The following is a 17,632-nucleotide window of genomic DNA, read 5'->3' on the forward strand; positions in this document are numbered from 1 at the left end:
CTAAATTATGACTTTTAAAGAACACATATTACAAGGTATTCCAACTGAATTACCAGTAAAACGCGCCTATCCAAAAAATACCAATAGAGCACCAAAACGAAAAGATATTTTATCTAAAGGCGAAAAACAACTTGCTATTCGTAATGCTTTACGCTACTTTCCTAAAAAATGGCACGAAGAATTAGCTTTAGAATTTGCCCAAGAATTACAAGATTTTGGTCGTATTTACATGTACCGCTTTAAACCAAACTACAAAATATATGCAAGAGATATAGTTGAATATCCAGCAAAATGTACACAAGCAGCGGCAATTATGCTAATGATTCAAAACAACCTAGATCCTGCTGTGGCACAACACCCCGAAGAATTAATTACGTATGGGGGCAACGGTGCTGTGTTTCAAAATTGGGCACAATACCTTTTGGTTATGCAATATTTAGCAACCATGACTGATGAGCAAACTTTACACCTATATTCTGGTCACCCTATGGGTTTATTTCCTTCTTCAAAGAATGCCCCAAGAGTTGTAGTAACTAATGGTATGGTAATTCCAAACTATTCGCAACCTGACGATTGGGAAAAGTTTAATGCACTAGGCGTTTCGCAATACGGACAAATGACGGCAGGTTCATTTATGTATATTGGTCCGCAGGGCATTGTACACGGAACAACCATTACTGTTATGAATGCTTTTAGGAAAATTTTACAAAAATATGAAACACCCGCTGGAAAAATATTTTTAACTGCTGGATTGGGTGGCATGAGTGGCGCACAACCAAAAGCTGGAAACATTGCTGGTTGCATTACAGTTTGCGCCGAAGTTAACGCAAAAGCAGCAACCAAACGACACGAACAAGGTTGGGTTGATGTGCTGATTGATGATATGAATGATTTAGTTACCAGAGTAAAACGGGCACAAGAAAATAACGAAGTGGTATCAATAGCTTTTATTGGAAATGTAGTTGATGTTTGGGAACGTTTTGATGAAGATGATATTTTCATTCACGTTGGATCCGATCAAACCTCGTTACATATTCCATGGACAGGTGGCTATTATCCTGCTAATATTTCTTATGAAGAATCAAACCGATTAATTCGTGAAGAACCCGAAACATTTAAAGAAAAAGTACAAGCTACATTGCGTCGTCATGCAGCTTCGATAAATAAACATACAGCAAAAGGCACATATTTTTTCGATTATGGCAATGCATTTTTATTAGAATCATCTAGAGCTGGAGCAGACGTTATGGCAGGAAATGGTATTGATTTTAAATATGCATCTTACGTTCAAGATATTTTGGGGCCTATGTGTTTTGATTATGGTTTTGGGCCTTTCCGTTGGGTTTGCACTTCAGGAAAATCAGAAGATTTAGATAAAACTGATGCTATTGCAGCTAAGGTTTTACAAGACATTATGGAACATTCTCCTGAAGAAATTCAATTGCAAATGCAAGACAACATCACTTGGATTAAAGAAGCGAAAAAAAACAAGATGATAGTCGGTTCTCAAGCACGTATTTTATATGCAGATGCAGAAGGACGTGCTAAAATAGCTGAAGCTTTTAATAATGCTATAGCAAAAGGTGAGATTGGACTCGTTGTTTTAGGACGTGATCACCATGATGTAAGCGGAACAGATTCTCCGTATAGAGAAACTTCCAATATTTATGATGGTAGTAAATTCACCGCAGATATGGCAATACACAATGTTATAGGCGACAGTTTTAGAGGTGCTACTTGGGTGTCTATACATAACGGCGGTGGCGTTGGTTGGGGCGAAGTTATTAATGGTGGTTTTGGCATGTTACTAGATGGCACAAAAGAAGCTGAAACACGTTTAAAAAGTATGCTCTTTTACGATGTAAATAATGGAATTGCACGCAGAAGTTGGGCACGAAACAAAGAAGCTTTATTCGCAATAAAACGAGAAATGGAACGAACACCTAACTTAAAAGTCACACTTCCTAATTTAGTTGAAGATGACTTATTAAACAACTTATTTTAATGACTACTTTATTTAAAAATATAAAAGAACTTATTCAAGTTCGTGAAGAGCAAATTAACTTTGTTTCAGGTTCAGCAATGAAAACTTTACCAAGCATTAAGGATGCCTTTTTAGTGGTTGAAAACGGAGTGATTTCTAATTTTGGAAATATGGATAATTGTCCGAATTCAGAATTTGACAAGGTAGTTGATGCAACAGGAAAAATGATTTTACCGTCGTGGTGCGACTCACATACCCATATTGTTTATGCAGGTAATAGAGAAGGTGAATTTGTTGATAGAATTAATGGATTATCTTATGAAGCTATAGCAAATAATGGGGGAGGTATTTTAAACTCAGCTAAAAAACTTCAAGAAACATCTGAAAATGATTTATACAACCAAAGCAAAACCCGTTTAGAAGAAATTATTCAGTTAGGCACTGGAGCTGTTGAAATTAAATCGGGTTACGGATTAACTGCTGATGCCGAATTGAAAATGCTTCGTGTAATTAAACGCTTAAAAGAAAATTATCCTATTGAAATAAAAGCCACTTTTTTAGGCGCACACGCCCTACCTTTAAGCTATAAAAACAATAAAGCGGGCTACCTTAATATGCTAATTCAAGAAGTAATGCCAAAAATTGCTTCAGAAAATCTCGCAGAATTTGTTGATATTTTTTGCGAAACAGGATATTTTTCAGTTGAAGACACCAAACTCATTTTAGAAGCAGGAAAAAAACATGGGCTAATTCCTAAAATACACGTCAATCAATTTACCGCTATTGGTGGCGTTCAAGTTGGCGTAAAATATAATGCACTATCTGTAGATCATTTAGAGGAAATGCGAGATGAAGATATTGCTGCGCTTCAAAACACATTAACTATGCCTGTGGCTTTACCAAGCTGCTCCTATTTTTTAAGTATTCCTTACACTCCAGCTAGAAGAATAATTGATGCCGGTTTACCACTAGCTTTAGCAACCGATTACAACCCTGGGTCGACTCCATCTGGTAATATGAATTTTGTAATATCTACCGCATGTATCAAAATGAAAATGACACCAGAAGAAGCCATTAATGCAGCTACTATTAATGGTGCTTATGCCATGGGATTAGAACAACAAGTTGGCTCGATTACCAAAGGAAAACTGGCTAATCTCACTCTTACAAAACCTATTAATTCTTACGGATTTATACCTTATTCATTTGGAAACCATCAAATAGAAAAAGTATACTTAAAAGGAGAACAAATTACAAACAAACACTAGTTAACAAAAAAGACTAAAATTTACGTTTTACCGAACCTGTAAAGTCTTCTATATCGTCTTTCACTTTATCAAGTTCTTTTTTTACGTCGGTAGTAATACTTGTATCTATGCCGTTTTTCTCGGCTGTTTTAGTGATTTCGTGTTTAATATCGTTGGTAGCATCTTTAAGTGTACGCATACCTTTACCTAAACCACGAGCTATTTCTGGTAGCTTATCGGCACCAAAAACCATGATAGCAATAAATAGTATAAAAGCTATTTCTCCACCACTTATAAACAAAAATGTAGGTTGATATATCACATTACAAATATAGTGAGTGTTTTGTTAGAATAAAAAAAAGCCAACTATTAAAAGTTGGCTTTTTTTTAATATTTATCCTTTTACTTTATCTTTAAATTGGTCGAACTGACTTTTCCCTACTTCTTTAGGCCATGAATTGTTAGAGGTATCAATATCTGCTGTCTCTAAATTCGGGTCTATTTTAATACTTACAATCTCTTTTTCTGAAGCAATTGCTTTACTAACTTCATTATCGTTAAATCTCCAAATTTGAGCTGGATAGGTTTCGGTTTTCGAAGTACCATCTGCATAATTATACTGCACAATAATCGGCATTACTAAACCACCTGGTTTTTCAAATGTAATATTATAAAAATATTTAGGTGCTTTTATGTTTTTTTGTTCATCAGGAGTAAAATTGTCCATAATATACTCTTTAAGAGGTATTGAGTTCTCGTTTGGAGTTCCATTTTTCATATCCTCTTTAAACTCTTCACTACCTTCTTCAACCATATAAACTAATGGCCTTAATTGATTTTCACTAATACCTCTTTCTTTCATAAGCTTTTTCATGTAAGCATTTGGCTCTGATGAAACATAGTATTTTTTAACTTCTTTCAACCCTATATCAACCCAATCGGTAGTATAAAACCAACCTCTCCAGAACCAATCTAAATCGAATGCCGAAGCATCTTCCATCGTTCTAAAGAAATCTTCAGGTGTTGGATGTTTAAACATCCAACGTTGCGAGTATTCTTTAAATGCATAATCGAATAGCTCATGACCCATTACAGTTTCTCTTAAAACATTTAAAGCTGTTGCTGGTTTACCATAAGCATTATTTCCAAATTGATAAGTATTAAGTCCTTTAGTCATAATTGGTGCAATATAGTCTTGATTGCCACCCATATAATTTACAATGTTTGCTGCTGGACCACGACGTGATGGATATTCTTTATGGGCTTTTGATAAAGCATCTGGATACCACGCTCCAAAATCTTGTTCTGCTACATATTGTAAAAAGGTATTAAGACCTTCGTCCATCCATGTCCATTGGCGCTCATCACTATTTACAATCATTGGGAAAAAGTTATGACCAACTTCATGAATAATAACACTCATCATTCCATATTTAACGCGATCGCTATAATTACCTTCTTCATCTGGTCTACCATAATTCCAACAAATCATTGGATATTCCATTCCTTGACTTTTTGCATGTACAGAAATGGCTTTATGATACGGATAGTCAAACGTCATTCTTGAGTAGGACTTTAAGGTACTAGCAACGGCTTTAGTAGACCATTCTTCCCATAATGGGTTCCCTTCTTTAGGATACATAGATACTGCCATAACATCTTTACCACCAATTTTAACAGTCATCATATCCCAAATAAATTTTCTTGATGTTGCAAAACCATAGTCACGTACGTTTTCTGCTTTAAATTTCCAAGTTTTAGTTTGATTTGAAAAACCTTTTTCTGCAGCTTCAGCCTCAGCTTGATTTACAATAATTACAGGTTCGTTATACGACTTTTTTGCTTGCTCATAACGCTCCATCATCGTCTTAGAAAATACTTCTTTTCTGTTTAAAAGCTTTCCTGTGGCATCTAAAACATGGTCTGCTGGTACTGTAATATTTACCTCATAATCTCCAAATGGTAAGGCGAACTCATCACGTCCCCAAAATTGCGAATTTTGCCAACCTTCTACATCGCTATAAACTGCCATTCTAGGAAAAAACTGTGCAATAACATAGGCTCTATTTCCATCTTTTGGAAAATACTCATAACCCGACCGTCCGTCTTCAACAACGTGGTCATTAATATTATACCACCATTTAATTGAAAATGAAAATTTATCACCAGATTTCATAGCTTTTGGCAATTCTATACGCATCATGGTTCTATTAATCATGTGCTTTAAAGGTTTACCATCAACACCTTTAACTTCTTCAATATTAAAACCTCTTTCTAAAGATTTTTTCATGTAAGCAGAAGTAAACTGTGAAGGCGTTAACACTGGTGTTACACCACTAGTTTCTATTAAAGGTGATTTAGAATCTTTGGCGCGTTGGTTTTGATCTAGTTGTACCCAAAGATATTTTAAAACATCTGGAGAATTATTAGTATAAGTAATAGTTTCAAAACCAGATAATTTAGCATTTTTATCATCTAAAACAAGATCCATTTTATAATCGGCTTGTTGCTGATAATAAGCTACGCCTGGAGCTCCCGATGCTGCTCTGTACATATTTGGCGTTGAGAACTCATCATACAATTGCTTAAATTTATTAGTATTTGCGTGTCCTTTTTTTCGTTCTTGCTGGTCTTGATTTTGAGCAAAAACACTTGTAGATACAAACACTACAGACAGAAGATAATAGGTGATTTTTTTCATTTTCAATTTTATAACATTTTTAATTTAAAGAATTGTATTTTTTTAGACAAAAAGGAGGCTTTTATCGTAAAAATCGCTCGAAAATAGCAAATTTTAAAGAGTATTAACTTTATTTTAATTAAAGTTTAACAAAGCATTATCATTTTGAAGAGTAAATAAATAGCTCTTCTGTTTGGAGTTGATTTTTGTTTTAACAATATTTTGTTGTTCTTCGAATAAGTCAAACAATAACTGGTTTGTAATTTGAATGGAATTGATTGCTTTTACACCTTCTATTTCCAAGTAACAGCGCATAATATCGGCATCGTATTCTTTACCTATAAAATTAAACTTAGCGTCTTTATTATTTATTTTAATTTTAATTTTTTCAATTAAATACCGCTCTATATAAGTATCTACAGTTTTTAGTTCGTTTTTATCTGCTAATGTTATGTTTTCATTATAACGCTTTCGTAATAAATTTTCGAAATCATCAATAAAAATTCTTGATGTAATTTGTACTGATTCTTTCTCTTTTATATAATTTATCTGAGTAACACTTACATAATATTTATGTGCCAATGTAAATGCAAATAGTGGAATTATTAAAAAGAATAAAAAAGACTTTGAAAACCTCATAATTATATTTTTTGCTAAAGTAATTATTTTAGGTTGCTAGTTTCAAAAAGCATTCCAGAAAGTATTAATCTTTCATTACGGTTTTGTTTTCTTTATACTGTTGATACTTCATTCTTAAAAAAATTAAAATTTCAAAATCTGTTTGGTCTTTACAATACTTAATAAAGTTTTCATCATCTGAACAGAAATAAAAAAAATCTGCAACCTGATCTTCTTCTAATGGATTTGAAATTAAAAAATCTCTCCCTAATCGTACTTTTATACTTTTCATTAGTGCTTCTTTCGCTTCTATTTCAACACGATTTTTAAGCTCTTTTGTTCTTCCTGAAATTCCATTTAATATAGGATTTAATGGCATTCCTCCTGTTAAAAGCCCTAAAAGCATTTTTGGTTTAAACTCTCCAGCCTCATGTAATCGCCTTTCACTTTGTGTTGCAATTTTACCTGTGTACCCAGGAATACCAACATCGAAAAAATTAATAGGCGGATCGCCTTCAACATTCTCAATATCTGACAATAAATCTCCTGTTAACACTTTGCCAACTAAAACCTCATCAAGCATATTTATTTGTTCTTCTAGTTTAACTGTTAGTTTCCTAATTAGAATTGTATTATCATTAACTACAATAAGTTTTGGAATATGCTGAATAGACGAAAACATTAAAGTATCGTTTAATTTTGCCGTAATTTCAAACTCACCTATTTTATTTGTAGTTGTAAAAACTTGTGCCGTTTTGTTTATTACATGTATATTTTCAACACCAGCACTACTTTCTACTTTTCCGTAAATTTCGACAGATTGAGATACTACTATTTGAAAATTAAGTAATAGGATAAAAAAAGTAAAGTACTTAATGTTTTGCATCTTCTAATTTCAAAAATTCTTTACTTTGTTTAATTAAAAAGTCTGTTAAATATACTTCGTTTTCATCTTTTAAAAGATCAAAATTCATTCCGTTTTCATCAATAAATGCTAAAAACTGCTCGATCTTATCTAGAGGTATATTAAAAGCCTGATTAAGCTTATTGTTAGAATAAACATCTAGTAATTCTATAGGCTTCTTTTCTACTACTTGTTCTCTAAAAAGTTTTTTTTGAATACGTAATGGGTTTTTCTTGAATAATAACTTAAGTATTTTTCCAACATCTGGTAAATAGTTACGTGCTTCTGGGTCTAATATTGATGTTAAGTGATTATCCACAATCGAGTTATCAAAAGCTTTATCATCATTATATTCAAAGTCTATATTCATACTACCCATATCAATAACTATCGATTTTACGGTTTTTACGTTTGATATATCGGTTTTAATATTTCCAGAAAGCCCAGATGAAAGTAAAACGGCATCCAATTGATTAACCTGTTCTATTAACTGTATTTTTAGTTGTTTTGACTGAATAACTTCGGCATCAACAATAACAGAAACCATTTGAAACTGTAGCGCAGATATTTCAATAATATCGTTTAAAGCTACTTTAATTGTAAACTCACCTTTACCATTTGTAATGGTGCCTTTATTACACGATGTGTTGTAAACCGTTATGTTTTCCACATCGCTATTCTCTGCTAAAATAATTCCGCTAACTTCAACGCGTTCAACATTCTGACTCATTAACGAATCACATAAAAAAAATAATATAAAAAGAAGTCCTAATTGTTTCAATACGTTTGATTTATTCTATAAAGAAAGCATTTCAAATCTTAAACAAAATGAAAAACCAGTTTAAACTTTTGTTAAAACGTGCTTTTGGTTACTTTTACCTAATATACAAAACATTATGAAAAACCTTATTATTGCTAGTACTTCTACCCTACACGGAAGTAGATATTTAGAGTATATTTTAGATGAATTGGCAAGCTTATTTAAAGAAGCAAAAACGATTTTATTTATTCCATACGCTAGACCTGGCGGAATATCGCATGACGAATATACTGAAAAAGCAGCCTTAGCATTTTCCAAAATTGATAAAAAGGTAGTTGGTATTCATACTTATAAAAACCCTTTTGAAGCTGTTAAAAATGCGGAAGCTATTTTTACTGGTGGTGGCAATACGTTTGTATTAGTAAACCAGTTATATAAAAATGATTTAATTACTGTTTTAAAAGAAACCGTTACAAATGGCACACCATATTTGGGCACAAGTGCTGGTAGTAATATTTGTGGACTTACCATAAAAACATCTAACGATATGCCCATAGTTTATCCGCCTAGTTTTAATACTTTAGGGTTGGTGCCTTTTAATATTAATCCACATTATTTAGATCCTGATACTAAAAGCAAACATATGGGAGAAACTAGAGAAACAAGAATTAAAGAATTTCATAGCTACAATACACTGCCTGTAATTGGTTTACGTGAAGGTAGCTGGCTGCGTGTTAAATACAACTCGATAGTTTTAAGTGGTGATTTAACCGCTCGTATTTTTGAATGTAATAAAACACCTTACGAAGTAGAATCTGGAACGCAATTAAATCATTTAAAATAAAAAAGCCCCATATTTCTACGAAGCTTAAAGAGCGGGAGACCAGGTTCGAACTGGCGACATTCAGCTTGGAAGGCTGACGCTCTACCAACTGAGCTACTCCCGCATTAATCGAGCTACAAATATATATAAACTCTCTCTTCTGACGCAAAAAAAATCAAAGCTTTTTTAAAAAATGATACCCCAAAATTTTAAAGCCCTCATTAAAATAAAATTTATGAGACGCAGAATTTGCAACATAAGTATTTAACTCCATGGATTCAAACCCTTTAGCTTTTACGTAATTATAAATCCAACAAAAGAATTGCTTTCCTAAACCTCGTCCGCGATAATCATCATCAATAAAAACATGATCAGGCTCTACACTTTTTCCAGAGTAATGTCTCGTACAAAACCATAATCCACAAACACCGATTAACTTTTCGTCATCATATATAACTGCACATTCATAGTTTTGAGTTATCATTTCTGAAAAACGCTGTTTTAAAACGGCATCAGACACTTTACTACCATTTAGTTTTTGAACTAAAGGTATCACAGAATTTATATTTTTTTTATCAATAATTTTAAAATGAAAAGACATGAAATACTTTTTTAAGTGAAGATAATTATTTTCTAATTATTAAATAAAATATCATTATAAAGAGTGACAAAAACCTAAAAAATGTGTCCAACCATTATGTTTACAAATTCAAATAAAACAGATTATTCATATAAAGTCATTTTTTTGTAATTTTAGTATCATAAATTTATATCGATGAGAAGTAGAAATTTTAAAGTTAGATTATTAATTGGTTTGGCTATAGTGGCTTTTGCATTTATTCAAAAATGTAATAGCAAAGAAAAGAATGACTATACAGGTCGCGTACAAACTATTAATATGACTTCGGATCAAGAAATAGCAATTGGGTTACAACATGCGCCACAAATGGCTCAACAACATGGTGGATTACATTCGAACAACCAATATCAAGCACTAGTGGACCAAGTGGGAAATAAACTTGTTAATAATAGTATGGCAAAAGATACACCATACAAGTATGAGTTTCATTTGTTAGCAGATGAGAATATAATAAATGCATTTGCACTTCCTGGTGGACAAATTTTTATAACCTATGCTTTATTTTCTAAATTAGAAAATGAAGATCAATTGGCTGGTGTTTTAGGGCATGAAATTGGTCATGTTTTAGGTCGTCATTCTGCTGAACGTATTGCAGAAAGCGACTTTTGGCAAACCGTAACTACAGGTGCTTCGGTTGGGGCAGACATGGGAGGATTAGTAAGTGGCATTGGACAACAAACTTTATTAAAAAATGGTCGTGGAGACGAATTGGAAAGTGATGATCTTGGTGTTTTATTTATGCTAAATTCTGGCTATAACCCACAAGAAATGATTGGCGTTATGGAAATTTTAAAAGATGCTGCTGGCTCTAATCGTGTGCCAGAATTTCAGAGCTCACACCCAGATCCTGACAATAGAATTGAAAAAATTCAAGAATCTATAGAAAAATATAAAAATCAATAAAAAAAGCCTTGTTAAAAACAAGGCTTTTTCGAGTGACTAGCTCTAAATAATTGTTATATGAATAATTAATTATTTTCTAACTTAACGCTTCTTCAATAATTGACAAAGCTTCTTTTGCATTAGATTGTTTTGCATATTTCATAGCAGTTAAACCCTTATCGGACTTAATTTTTAACTTAGCTCCTTTAGATATTAAAAGCTTTAAAATGTCTGTTCTGTTAAACTTCGCTGCATACATTGCTGGTGTCATTCCATTAGATTTTTTGTTAACATCTTGGCCTAAATCAATAAGTTTCTTAACGGTTTCTATGTCTCCTTTAGCTATGGATACACAAAAAGGATTAACTTGAACTACAGATTCTACGCTATAACCTTTAGCGCTTTCATTAATAGATTTTGCATTAACAGATACTACAGAGAAGCATAATGCGATTGCGGAAATAATGATTGTTTTTTTCATGATGAAAGATTTTAATTTGATTATTGATTTCGTTTTTTGATATACTAAAGAGACGACAAAAACTTTAATCTGTTACACAAAAAAATATTAATAACATTTTTTTAACATTGATTTCACATTTTATTATGTTAAAGCTTTTTCATTGAGATACTCGCAAAAATCTTTTGTTTTAGAGCTTTTTGAAGGTTTTTTACAAGGATATTTTTTATAATCTCACTATCTTTGATTACTTAAATTTTTTTATAAAAATGAACAAAAAAGTCATCTTAATGATATTGGATGGCTGGGGAAATTCTCCAGACCCAAAAGTTTCAGCAATCGATCATGCCAATACACCATTTATAGATTCACTGTATAAAAAATATCCTTTTGCTACCTTAAGAACTGATGGATTACACGTTGGTTTACCTGAAGGTCAGATGGGAAATAGTGAAGTTGGACACATGAATTTGGGGGCTGGACGTATTGTTTATCAGGATCTAGTGAAAGTAAATTTAGCTGTTAAAAATAAAACCCTTAATACTGAAAAAGTTTTAGTTGATGCGTTTAACTATGCAAAAAATAATAATAAAAATGTTCATTTTTTAGGTTTACTAAGTGATGGTGGCGTGCATTCACATATTAACCATTTATTAGGTTTAATTGATGCTGCTAACGATTTTGGATTAACCAACACTTACGTGCATGCATTTACAGACGGACGTGATGTTGATCCTAAATCTGGTTATGGGTTTATAACAGAATTAGAAAACCATATTGAAGACACAAACACCAAATTAGCAACTGTAACTGGCCGTTACTACGCCATGGATAGAGATAAACGTTGGGAACGTGTAAAATTAGCCTACGATGCTATGGTTAATAGTGTTGGTGAAAAATCGACTAATGCAACAAAATCTATTCAGAAAAGCTATGATAACGATGTTACCGATGAGTTTATCAAACCAATTATTATGGTTGATGAAACCGATAACCCCGTTACAAATATTAAAGAGGATGATGTTGTGATATTCTTCAATTTCAGAACAGATCGCGGTCGCGAGCTAACTGAAGCTTTATCACAAACCGATTTTCACGAGCAAAATATGCACAAACTCAATTTGCATTATGTAACGCTTACTAATTATGATGACACCTATAAAAATATCAACGTTATATTCAATAAAGATAATTTAACTGAAACTTTAGGTGAAGTTTTAGAAAAATACAATAAGAAACAAATTAGAATCGCAGAAACTGAAAAATATCCACACGTTACCTTTTTCTTTTCTGGTGGACGCGAAGCGCCTTTTAATGGTGAAACTCGACTTTTAAGAAACTCTCCTAAAGTAGCTACTTACGATTTAAAACCAGAAATGAGCGCTTACGAGTTACGTGATGCTTTAATACCAGAGTTACAAAAAGGCGATGTAGATTTTGTATGCTTAAATTTTGCAAACGGTGATATGGTTGGACACACAGGCGTTATGGAAGCTGCTATAAAAGCTTGTGAAGCTGTTGATGAGTGTGTAAAAGATGTAATTACGACTGCCTTAGATAATGGTTATTCTACACTTCTTATAGCAGATCACGGAAATTGTGAAACCATGATTAATCCAGATGGCTCTCCAAATACCGCACATACTACCAATCCCGTTCCTGTTATTTTAATTGATAATGAATTAAAGAATATTAAAAACGGGATTTTAGGAGATATGGCTCCAACTATTTTAAAACTTATGGGCGTACCGCAACCTGAAGCTATGACTCAACATGCTTTGGTTTAAATAAATGAAAAATAAATTATTGTACTTTTGTGCTAAACTCAAGTCTATAATTTAAATGAATTTTAACGAGACACTTATAATCGCTGTAGATTTTGATGGCACTATAGTAGAAGACGCTTTCCCAAAAATAGGAAAGCCAAAACTTTTTGCCTTTGAAACCCTAAAAAAGTTACAAGAAGAAGGTCATCGATTAATTTTATGGACTTACAGGTGTGGCGAAAAGTTAGATGAAGCTGTTACCTTTTGTGAAAATAATGGCGTTGTATTTTATGCCATAAATAGTAGTTTCTCTGGTGAAGAATACAATGAAAGCATAAGTAGAAAAATTCATGCTGATTTATTTATAGACGACAGAAATATTGGTGGCTTTATAGGTTGGGGCGAAATATACCAAATGCTTACCAATACAAAACCAAACCTGCCAGAAAATAAAAAAGGTTTTTTTAGCTTCTTTAAATAAACTTTAAATCAATTCGAAATAAGCTTTATCAATAGACTCTCTATGGTCTGGATGTGCTATATCTACTAAAGCTTTAATTCTATCTTTTATAGTTTTTCCGTATAAATTAGCTATACCATACTCAGTAACAACATGATGTACATGTGCACGTGTTGTAACTACTCCCGCACCTGGTTTTAAACTAGGTACAATTCTGCTAATACCTTTGCGTGTTACTGATGGCAATGCAATAATAGCCTTACCACCTTCGCTAAGTGATGCACCTCGAATATAATCCATTTGCCCACCAACACCCGAATACATTTTTGCTCCAATGGAGTCTGCGCAAACTTGCCCTGTTAAATCTACTTCTATTGCAGAATTAATTGCAACCATTTTTGGGTTTTGTTTGATTATTGAAACATCATTTACATAATCTGAAGCTCTCATTTCTATAAAAGGATTATCATCTACATAATCATACAAACGTTTTGAACCCATCAAAAAAGTTGTTAAAGCTCTACCTGGATTAATTGTTTTATAATTTCCATTGATAACATCATTCAAAATTAAATCAATAACACCATCTGAAAACATTTCAGTATGTAACCCTAAATTTTTATGATTTGTAAGTCGAGACAAAACTGCATTAGGAATAGATCCAACACCCATTTGCAGAGTGCTTTTATCTTCAATTAAACTTGCAACATAACCTCCAATTTTATTTTCAATAGCTGTTGGTTTATTAATATTATGTACTGGTATTGACTCATCGCATTCTACAAATAAATCAATTTCGGTATGATGTATTATACCATCACCATGAGTTCTAGGCATTTGAGGGTTTACTTGTGCTATAACAATTTTTGCATTTTCAATAGCTGCTAAAGTAGCTTCAACCGAAACACCTAATGAGCAATATCCGTGTTTATCTGGAACAGACACATGAATTAATGCTACATCTAACGGTAATATATTCCGCTTAAACAATAAAGGTAATTCACTTAAAAAAACTGGTGTATAAGATCCATTTCCTGCGGTTAACGTATGCCTTACATTACTTCCTATAAAAAATGAATTGACGTGAAAACTATTTTTAAATTCCGGGTTTGCATATCGTGTTTCGCCTTCAACATGTAAATGGCAAACCTCAACATTACGTAATTCTTCATGTCTTTCAGACATCGCATTCATTAATAACTGCGGAGCGGCAGCAGCTGCTTGAATATAAACTCTATTGTTACTTTTAATTGTCTTTACAGCTTCTTGAGCACTTACTACTTTAAACATTTTTCAAGTATTTATAGCACAAAATTATTTATTTTAAAGCTGATAAAAAATGTCAAAAGTCATATAAAGTCAGAATAATTAGAATTTTAATTTTAAGTATCTTTGCACATATTTTTTAAAAGATGATTATAGTAAAAACAAGCGAGGAAATTGAATTAATGCGAGAAAGCGCTTTGATTGTTTCTAAAACATTAGGCATACTAGCCAAAGAAGTAAAACCTGGAGTAACAACACTCCAATTAGATAAAATTGCAGAAGAATATATTAGAGAACAAGGTGCTGTACCAGGGTTTTTAGGGTTATATGATTTTCCAAACACGCTTTGTATGAGTCCAAACAATCAAGTAGTCCATGGGTTTCCAACAAATGAACCCTTAAAAGAAGGAGATATAATATCCATTGATTGCGGTGCTTTAAAAAATGGTTTTTATGGCGATCATGCCTACACGTTTGCTGTTGGTGAAATTGCTCCTGAAACCGAAAAACTTCTACAAGTTACCAAAGAGTCTCTATATATTGGTATTAGAGAATTTAAAAAAGGTAATCGTGTTGGCGATGTTGGTTATGCTATTCAAAAATATTGCGAAGATCATGGTTATGGAGTCGTGAGAGAATTAGTCGGTCATGGTTTAGGAAGTAAAATGCACGAAGACCCAGAAATGCCAAATTATGGAAAACGTGGGCGTGGTAAAAAATTTATAGATGGTATGGTGGTTGCTATTGAGCCAATGATTAATATGGGAACTCAAAGAATAAAACAACATAAAGACGGTTGGACCATTACAACATTAGACAATAAACCAAGTGCTCATTTTGAACATGATGTAGCATTAGTAAATGGCAAACCAGAATTACTCTCAACTTTTGCTTATATATACGACGCTTTAGGAATTGATAGTAATGAGGAAGAGGAATTTAGACAAAAACAGTTTGTTTTATAGTTATGACTTATAAATTTTCAGACATACCAGAAAAAGACCTTGTTGAAGGTATAAAAGGAAAATATATTCATACTAATAATAATACTGTAGGGCTTATCAATATTGAAAAAGGAGCTATTTTACCAGCACACTCTCATATTCATCAACAAATTACTCAGGTAATTTCTGGTAAATTAGAAATGACAATTGATGGTATAACTCAAATCCTTGAATCAGATTCAATTACAGTAATACCTTCAAATGCGATTCACAGTGCAAATGCGTTAACAAATTGTATTGTTATTGATACATTCTTCCCTTTACGCGAAGATTATAAATAATCGCTTTTGAAAAAACTCTTCAAAATTATACTAAATGTAATTCCTAGACCTCTACTAATTAGGTTAAGTTATATTATTCGTCCTGTTTTAGCTTTCTTTTTAAAGGGAGATAAATACACCGACCCTATTGATGGTAAAAGTTTTAAAACCTTTTTACCCTACGGATATGGTAAACAACGTAATAATGTACTATCTCCATCTACATTAAGTTTAGAGCGTCATAGGCTTTTATGGTTGTTTTTAAATAATGAAACCGATTTCTTTTTATCTGATACAGAAACAAGTCCATCACAAAGAAAAAGTGTGCTTCATTTTGCACCCGAACAAGCATTTTACAAACGTTTTAGAAAGATGAAAAATCTAAATTACACAACTACAGATTTGAATTCGCCTTTAGCAGATGTAAAAGCAGATATTTGCAACCTTCCATTTAAAGATAATAGCTACGATCTTATTTTATGCAATCATGTTTTAGAACATATTCCAAACGACACTAAAGCGATGCAAGAATTATATCGCGTTTTAAAACCTAACGGAATGGCTATTCTTCAAATTCCACAAGATTTAAGTAGAGCAAAGACTTTTGAAGATGATTCGATAACAGACAAAAAAGAACGTGCTAAAATATTTGGACAATACGACCATGTACGTGTTTATGGTAAAGATTATTTTGACAAACTACGAAGTATTGGCTTTAAAGTTGAGGAAGTGAATTACACATCAACTCTTTCAGATGCAGAAATAGAAAAATATTGTTTAGCTAAAGGGGAAATTATTCCAGTTTGTTATAAATAATTAATATTAAAACAAACAGATTACCACATCACATAAAAAATGTGATGTGCAATGACAACTATTCTGGAAAACCGTTTAAAGTCAAGGTTTCCAATTCTTTGTTTTCATTTTCAAAAATTAAAAACACTTTAAGTTCTGGATGTGTTTTTAAAAATGCTTTCACTTTTTCAATACCCATAGCTTTAAAAGCGGTTGCATAGGCATCAGCCATCATACAATTATCTGTAATAACAGAAATACTTAATAAGTTCGTTTTGCTTGGGTAACCCGTTTTTGTATCTATAATATGGGCATATCGGTTTCCGTTTTCATCTACTTTAAATTTTCTATAAGTTCCTGAAGTAGCCATGGCTTCATCTTTTAAAACTAAGGCTCGGTTTATTGATTGTGTACCATCAAAATTTGGGTTTTCTACGCCAACTCTCCAAGGCTTTTGTTTTTCAATATTAATACCGCTTGCTCTCAATTCGCCACCAATATCTACAAGATGATTTTTAGAGTTTTTGTTACTTAAAAATTCTGAAATAACATCAGCGGCATAGCCTTTTGCTATCGCATTAAAGTCTATAAAAGTTTCTTGAGATTTCACAACTTTCTTATCTACTAATTTTACTTTATCAAAACCTACAGACTGCATTAAGCTATCAATTTTAATGCTATCTAAATTTACAATTTTTCCTTCTGGTCCAAAATCCCATGCGTTAACTACCGCTCCAATAGTTGGATCGAATGCTCCTTTTGTAAATTTATAAATCTTCTTTGAAACAATAAACACCTTTATAAAATGTTGGTCAATTTCTACATCTTCATTTCTATTTAATTTTGAAATATCTGAATTTACTTGGTAGGTAGACATCGATTTATTTATTACATAAAACAAGCTATCAATTTGATTTTGGTAGTTAATATCGGAATCATAAGTTACTCTATAATACGTACCAAAAATGGCACCTTCTAGAATGGTGTTTTTAGGATCTTCTTTTTTACAGGAAAAAATTAAAACAAACAGAAAAGATAATATTAAAATTCGTTTCATAATAAATCCGTTATTACGAGGAGGTA

General features: G+C 32.4%; 18 protein-coding genes and 1 tRNA gene. 9 read left to right on the forward strand and 10 right to left on the reverse strand.

All coding sequences use genetic code 11. The features are described from left to right. Window positions 1-7: 7 nt before the first annotated feature. Together RG22_RS04750 and hutI are read left to right on the forward strand one after the other, a co-directional pair. Window positions 8-2,005: a urocanate hydratase gene (locus tag RG22_RS04750; protein WP_034041270.1), complete on the forward strand. Its 1,998-nt coding sequence runs from the start codon at window positions 8-10 to the stop codon at window positions 2,003-2,005. Beyond that, complete coding sequence (hutI, locus tag RG22_RS04755) at window positions 2,005-3,252, forward strand: imidazolonepropionase (RefSeq protein WP_034041272.1); 1,248 nt, start codon at window positions 2,005-2,007, stop codon at window positions 3,250-3,252. The genes RG22_RS04750 and hutI overlap by 1 nt, the downstream gene beginning before the upstream one ends. A 13-nt stretch (window positions 3,253-3,265) precedes the next feature. Here hutI and RG22_RS04760 read toward each other — a convergent pair whose 3' ends face one another. The 5 genes from RG22_RS04760 to RG22_RS17240 form a co-directional block, all read right to left on the reverse strand. Further along, window positions 3,266-3,553, reverse strand: a complete 288-nt coding sequence (locus RG22_RS04760) for a Sec-independent protein translocase subunit TatA/TatB (protein WP_034041274.1) — start codon at window positions 3,551-3,553, stop codon at window positions 3,266-3,268. 72 nt (window positions 3,554-3,625) lie between these two features. Next, complete coding sequence (locus tag RG22_RS04765; protein ID WP_034041276.1) at window positions 3,626-5,932, reverse strand: M1 family metallopeptidase; 2,307 nt, start codon at window positions 5,930-5,932, stop codon at window positions 3,626-3,628. 114 nt (window positions 5,933-6,046) lie between these two features. Continuing rightward, window positions 6,047-6,550, reverse strand: coding sequence for a DUF6702 family protein (locus RG22_RS04770; RefSeq protein WP_034041278.1), 504 nt, complete (start codon window positions 6,548-6,550; stop codon window positions 6,047-6,049). Window positions 6,551-6,614: 64 nt separating this feature from the next. After that, window positions 6,615-7,415: a peptidase associated/transthyretin-like domain-containing protein gene (locus tag RG22_RS04775; protein WP_034041280.1), complete on the reverse strand. Its 801-nt coding sequence runs from the start codon at window positions 7,413-7,415 to the stop codon at window positions 6,615-6,617. Further along, window positions 7,402-8,163, reverse strand: coding sequence for a carboxypeptidase-like regulatory domain-containing protein (locus RG22_RS17240; RefSeq protein ID WP_052143640.1), 762 nt, complete (start codon window positions 8,161-8,163; stop codon window positions 7,402-7,404). The genes RG22_RS04775 and RG22_RS17240 overlap by 14 nt, the downstream gene beginning before the upstream one ends. Window positions 8,164-8,329: 166 nt before the next feature. Between RG22_RS17240 and pepE the strand changes: the two genes are divergently transcribed. Continuing rightward, window positions 8,330-9,037 carry a dipeptidase PepE gene (pepE, locus tag RG22_RS04785; RefSeq protein WP_034041281.1) on the forward strand — a complete coding sequence of 236 codons (708 nt, stop codon included), beginning with the start codon at window positions 8,330-8,332 and terminating at the stop codon, window positions 9,035-9,037. A 30-nt stretch (window positions 9,038-9,067) separates the two neighbouring features. Here the strand turns inward: pepE and RG22_RS04790 are convergent. Both RG22_RS04790 and RG22_RS04795 read right to left on the reverse strand, forming a co-directional pair. Then, window positions 9,068-9,140: transfer RNA gene (locus tag RG22_RS04790), tRNA-Gly, on the reverse strand. Window positions 9,141-9,191: 51 nt separating this feature from the next. Then, window positions 9,192-9,617 carry a GNAT family N-acetyltransferase gene (locus RG22_RS04795; RefSeq protein ID WP_034041283.1) on the reverse strand — a complete coding sequence of 142 codons (426 nt, stop codon included), beginning with the start codon at window positions 9,615-9,617 and terminating at the stop codon, window positions 9,192-9,194. 174 nt (window positions 9,618-9,791) lie between these two features. Here RG22_RS04795 and RG22_RS04800 point away from each other — a divergent pair, with 174 nt between their 5' ends. Beyond that, window positions 9,792-10,559, forward strand: a complete 768-nt coding sequence (locus tag RG22_RS04800; RefSeq protein ID WP_034041284.1) for a M48 family metalloprotease — start codon at window positions 9,792-9,794, stop codon at window positions 10,557-10,559. A 76-nt stretch (window positions 10,560-10,635) separates the two neighbouring features. Here RG22_RS04800 and RG22_RS04805 read toward each other — a convergent pair whose 3' ends face one another. After that, window positions 10,636-11,019, reverse strand: coding sequence for an ankyrin repeat domain-containing protein (locus RG22_RS04805; protein ID WP_034041285.1), 384 nt, complete (start codon window positions 11,017-11,019; stop codon window positions 10,636-10,638). 248 nt (window positions 11,020-11,267) lie between these two features. Between RG22_RS04805 and gpmI the strand changes: the two genes are divergently transcribed. Together gpmI and RG22_RS04815 are read left to right on the forward strand one after the other, a co-directional pair. Continuing rightward, a complete protein-coding gene (gene gpmI, locus RG22_RS04810; RefSeq protein ID WP_034041286.1) occupies window positions 11,268-12,785 on the forward strand; it encodes a 2,3-bisphosphoglycerate-independent phosphoglycerate mutase in 1,518 nt (505 codons plus the stop codon). A gap of 55 nt (window positions 12,786-12,840) precedes the next feature. Then, window positions 12,841-13,245, forward strand: coding sequence for a BT0820 family HAD-type phosphatase (locus RG22_RS04815; RefSeq protein ID WP_034041287.1), 405 nt, complete (start codon window positions 12,841-12,843; stop codon window positions 13,243-13,245). 3 nt (window positions 13,246-13,248) lie between these two features. Here the strand turns inward: RG22_RS04815 and RG22_RS04820 are convergent, their stop codons facing one another. Next, window positions 13,249-14,514, reverse strand: coding sequence for an acetyl-CoA hydrolase/transferase family protein (locus RG22_RS04820; RefSeq protein WP_034041289.1), 1,266 nt, complete (start codon window positions 14,512-14,514; stop codon window positions 13,249-13,251). Window positions 14,515-14,636: 122 nt separating this feature from the next. Here RG22_RS04820 and map point away from each other — a divergent pair, with 122 nt between their 5' ends. The 3 genes from map to RG22_RS04835 are packed head-to-tail and all read left to right on the forward strand — an operon-like array spanning window position 14,637 to window position 16,570. Continuing rightward, window positions 14,637-15,455, forward strand: a complete 819-nt coding sequence (gene map, locus RG22_RS04825; RefSeq protein WP_034041291.1) for a type I methionyl aminopeptidase — start codon at window positions 14,637-14,639, stop codon at window positions 15,453-15,455. 2 nt (window positions 15,456-15,457) lie between these two features. Beyond that, window positions 15,458-15,775 (forward strand): cupin domain-containing protein, encoded by a 318-nt coding sequence (locus RG22_RS04830; protein ID WP_034041293.1) that lies wholly within the window; start codon window positions 15,458-15,460, stop codon window positions 15,773-15,775. Between the two features lie 6 nt (window positions 15,776-15,781). Continuing rightward, window positions 15,782-16,570 (forward strand): class I SAM-dependent methyltransferase, encoded by a 789-nt coding sequence (locus tag RG22_RS04835; protein WP_034041295.1) that lies wholly within the window; start codon window positions 15,782-15,784, stop codon window positions 16,568-16,570. Between the two features lie 58 nt (window positions 16,571-16,628). Here the strand turns inward: RG22_RS04835 and RG22_RS04840 are convergent, their stop codons facing one another. Further along, window positions 16,629-17,606: an FAD:protein FMN transferase gene (locus RG22_RS04840; RefSeq protein ID WP_034041297.1), complete on the reverse strand. Its 978-nt coding sequence runs from the start codon at window positions 17,604-17,606 to the stop codon at window positions 16,629-16,631. Between the last annotated feature and the right edge of the window lie 26 nt (window positions 17,607-17,632).

Origin of the sequence: Wocania ichthyoenteri Th78 (genome assembly GCF_000789235.1) — a bacterium.
In the GTDB taxonomy this organism is placed as follows: Bacteria; Bacteroidota; Bacteroidia; order Flavobacteriales; family Flavobacteriaceae; genus Wocania_A; species Wocania_A ichthyoenteri.

Excerpts from the sequence above, each read along its gene's own strand:
- gpmI (WP_034041286.1), top strand. The coding sequence starts at position 11,268 with ATGAACAAAAAAGTCATCTTAATGATATTGGATGGCTGGGGAAATTCT.
- RG22_RS04770 (WP_034041278.1), bottom strand. The coding sequence starts at position 6,550 with ATGAGGTTTTCAAAGTCTTTTTTATTCTTTTTAATAATTCCACTATTT.
- RG22_RS04750 (WP_034041270.1), top strand. The coding sequence starts at position 8 with ATGACTTTTAAAGAACACATATTACAAGGTATTCCAACTGAATTACCA.
- RG22_RS04775 (WP_034041280.1), bottom strand. The coding sequence starts at position 7,415 with ATGCAAAACATTAAGTACTTTACTTTTTTTATCCTATTACTTAATTTT.
- RG22_RS04830 (WP_034041293.1), top strand. The coding sequence starts at position 15,458 with ATGACTTATAAATTTTCAGACATACCAGAAAAAGACCTTGTTGAAGGT.
- RG22_RS04815 (WP_034041287.1), top strand. The coding sequence starts at position 12,841 with ATGAATTTTAACGAGACACTTATAATCGCTGTAGATTTTGATGGCACT.
- RG22_RS17240 (WP_052143640.1), bottom strand. The coding sequence starts at position 8,163 with ATGAGTCAGAATGTTGAACGCGTTGAAGTTAGCGGAATTATTTTAGCA.
- pepE (WP_034041281.1), top strand. The coding sequence starts at position 8,330 with ATGAAAAACCTTATTATTGCTAGTACTTCTACCCTACACGGAAGTAGA.
- RG22_RS04795 (WP_034041283.1), bottom strand. The coding sequence starts at position 9,617 with ATGTCTTTTCATTTTAAAATTATTGATAAAAAAAATATAAATTCTGTG.
- RG22_RS04805 (WP_034041285.1), bottom strand. The coding sequence starts at position 11,019 with ATGAAAAAAACAATCATTATTTCCGCAATCGCATTATGCTTCTCTGTA.
- RG22_RS04840 (WP_034041297.1), bottom strand. The coding sequence starts at position 17,606 with ATGAAACGAATTTTAATATTATCTTTTCTGTTTGTTTTAATTTTTTCC.
- RG22_RS04820 (WP_034041289.1), bottom strand. The coding sequence starts at position 14,514 with ATGTTTAAAGTAGTAAGTGCTCAAGAAGCTGTAAAGACAATTAAAAGT.
- RG22_RS04765 (WP_034041276.1), bottom strand. The coding sequence starts at position 5,932 with ATGAAAAAAATCACCTATTATCTTCTGTCTGTAGTGTTTGTATCTACA.
- hutI (WP_034041272.1), top strand. The coding sequence starts at position 2,005 with ATGACTACTTTATTTAAAAATATAAAAGAACTTATTCAAGTTCGTGAA.
- RG22_RS04800 (WP_034041284.1), top strand. The coding sequence starts at position 9,792 with ATGAGAAGTAGAAATTTTAAAGTTAGATTATTAATTGGTTTGGCTATA.
- map (WP_034041291.1), top strand. The coding sequence starts at position 14,637 with ATGATTATAGTAAAAACAAGCGAGGAAATTGAATTAATGCGAGAAAGC.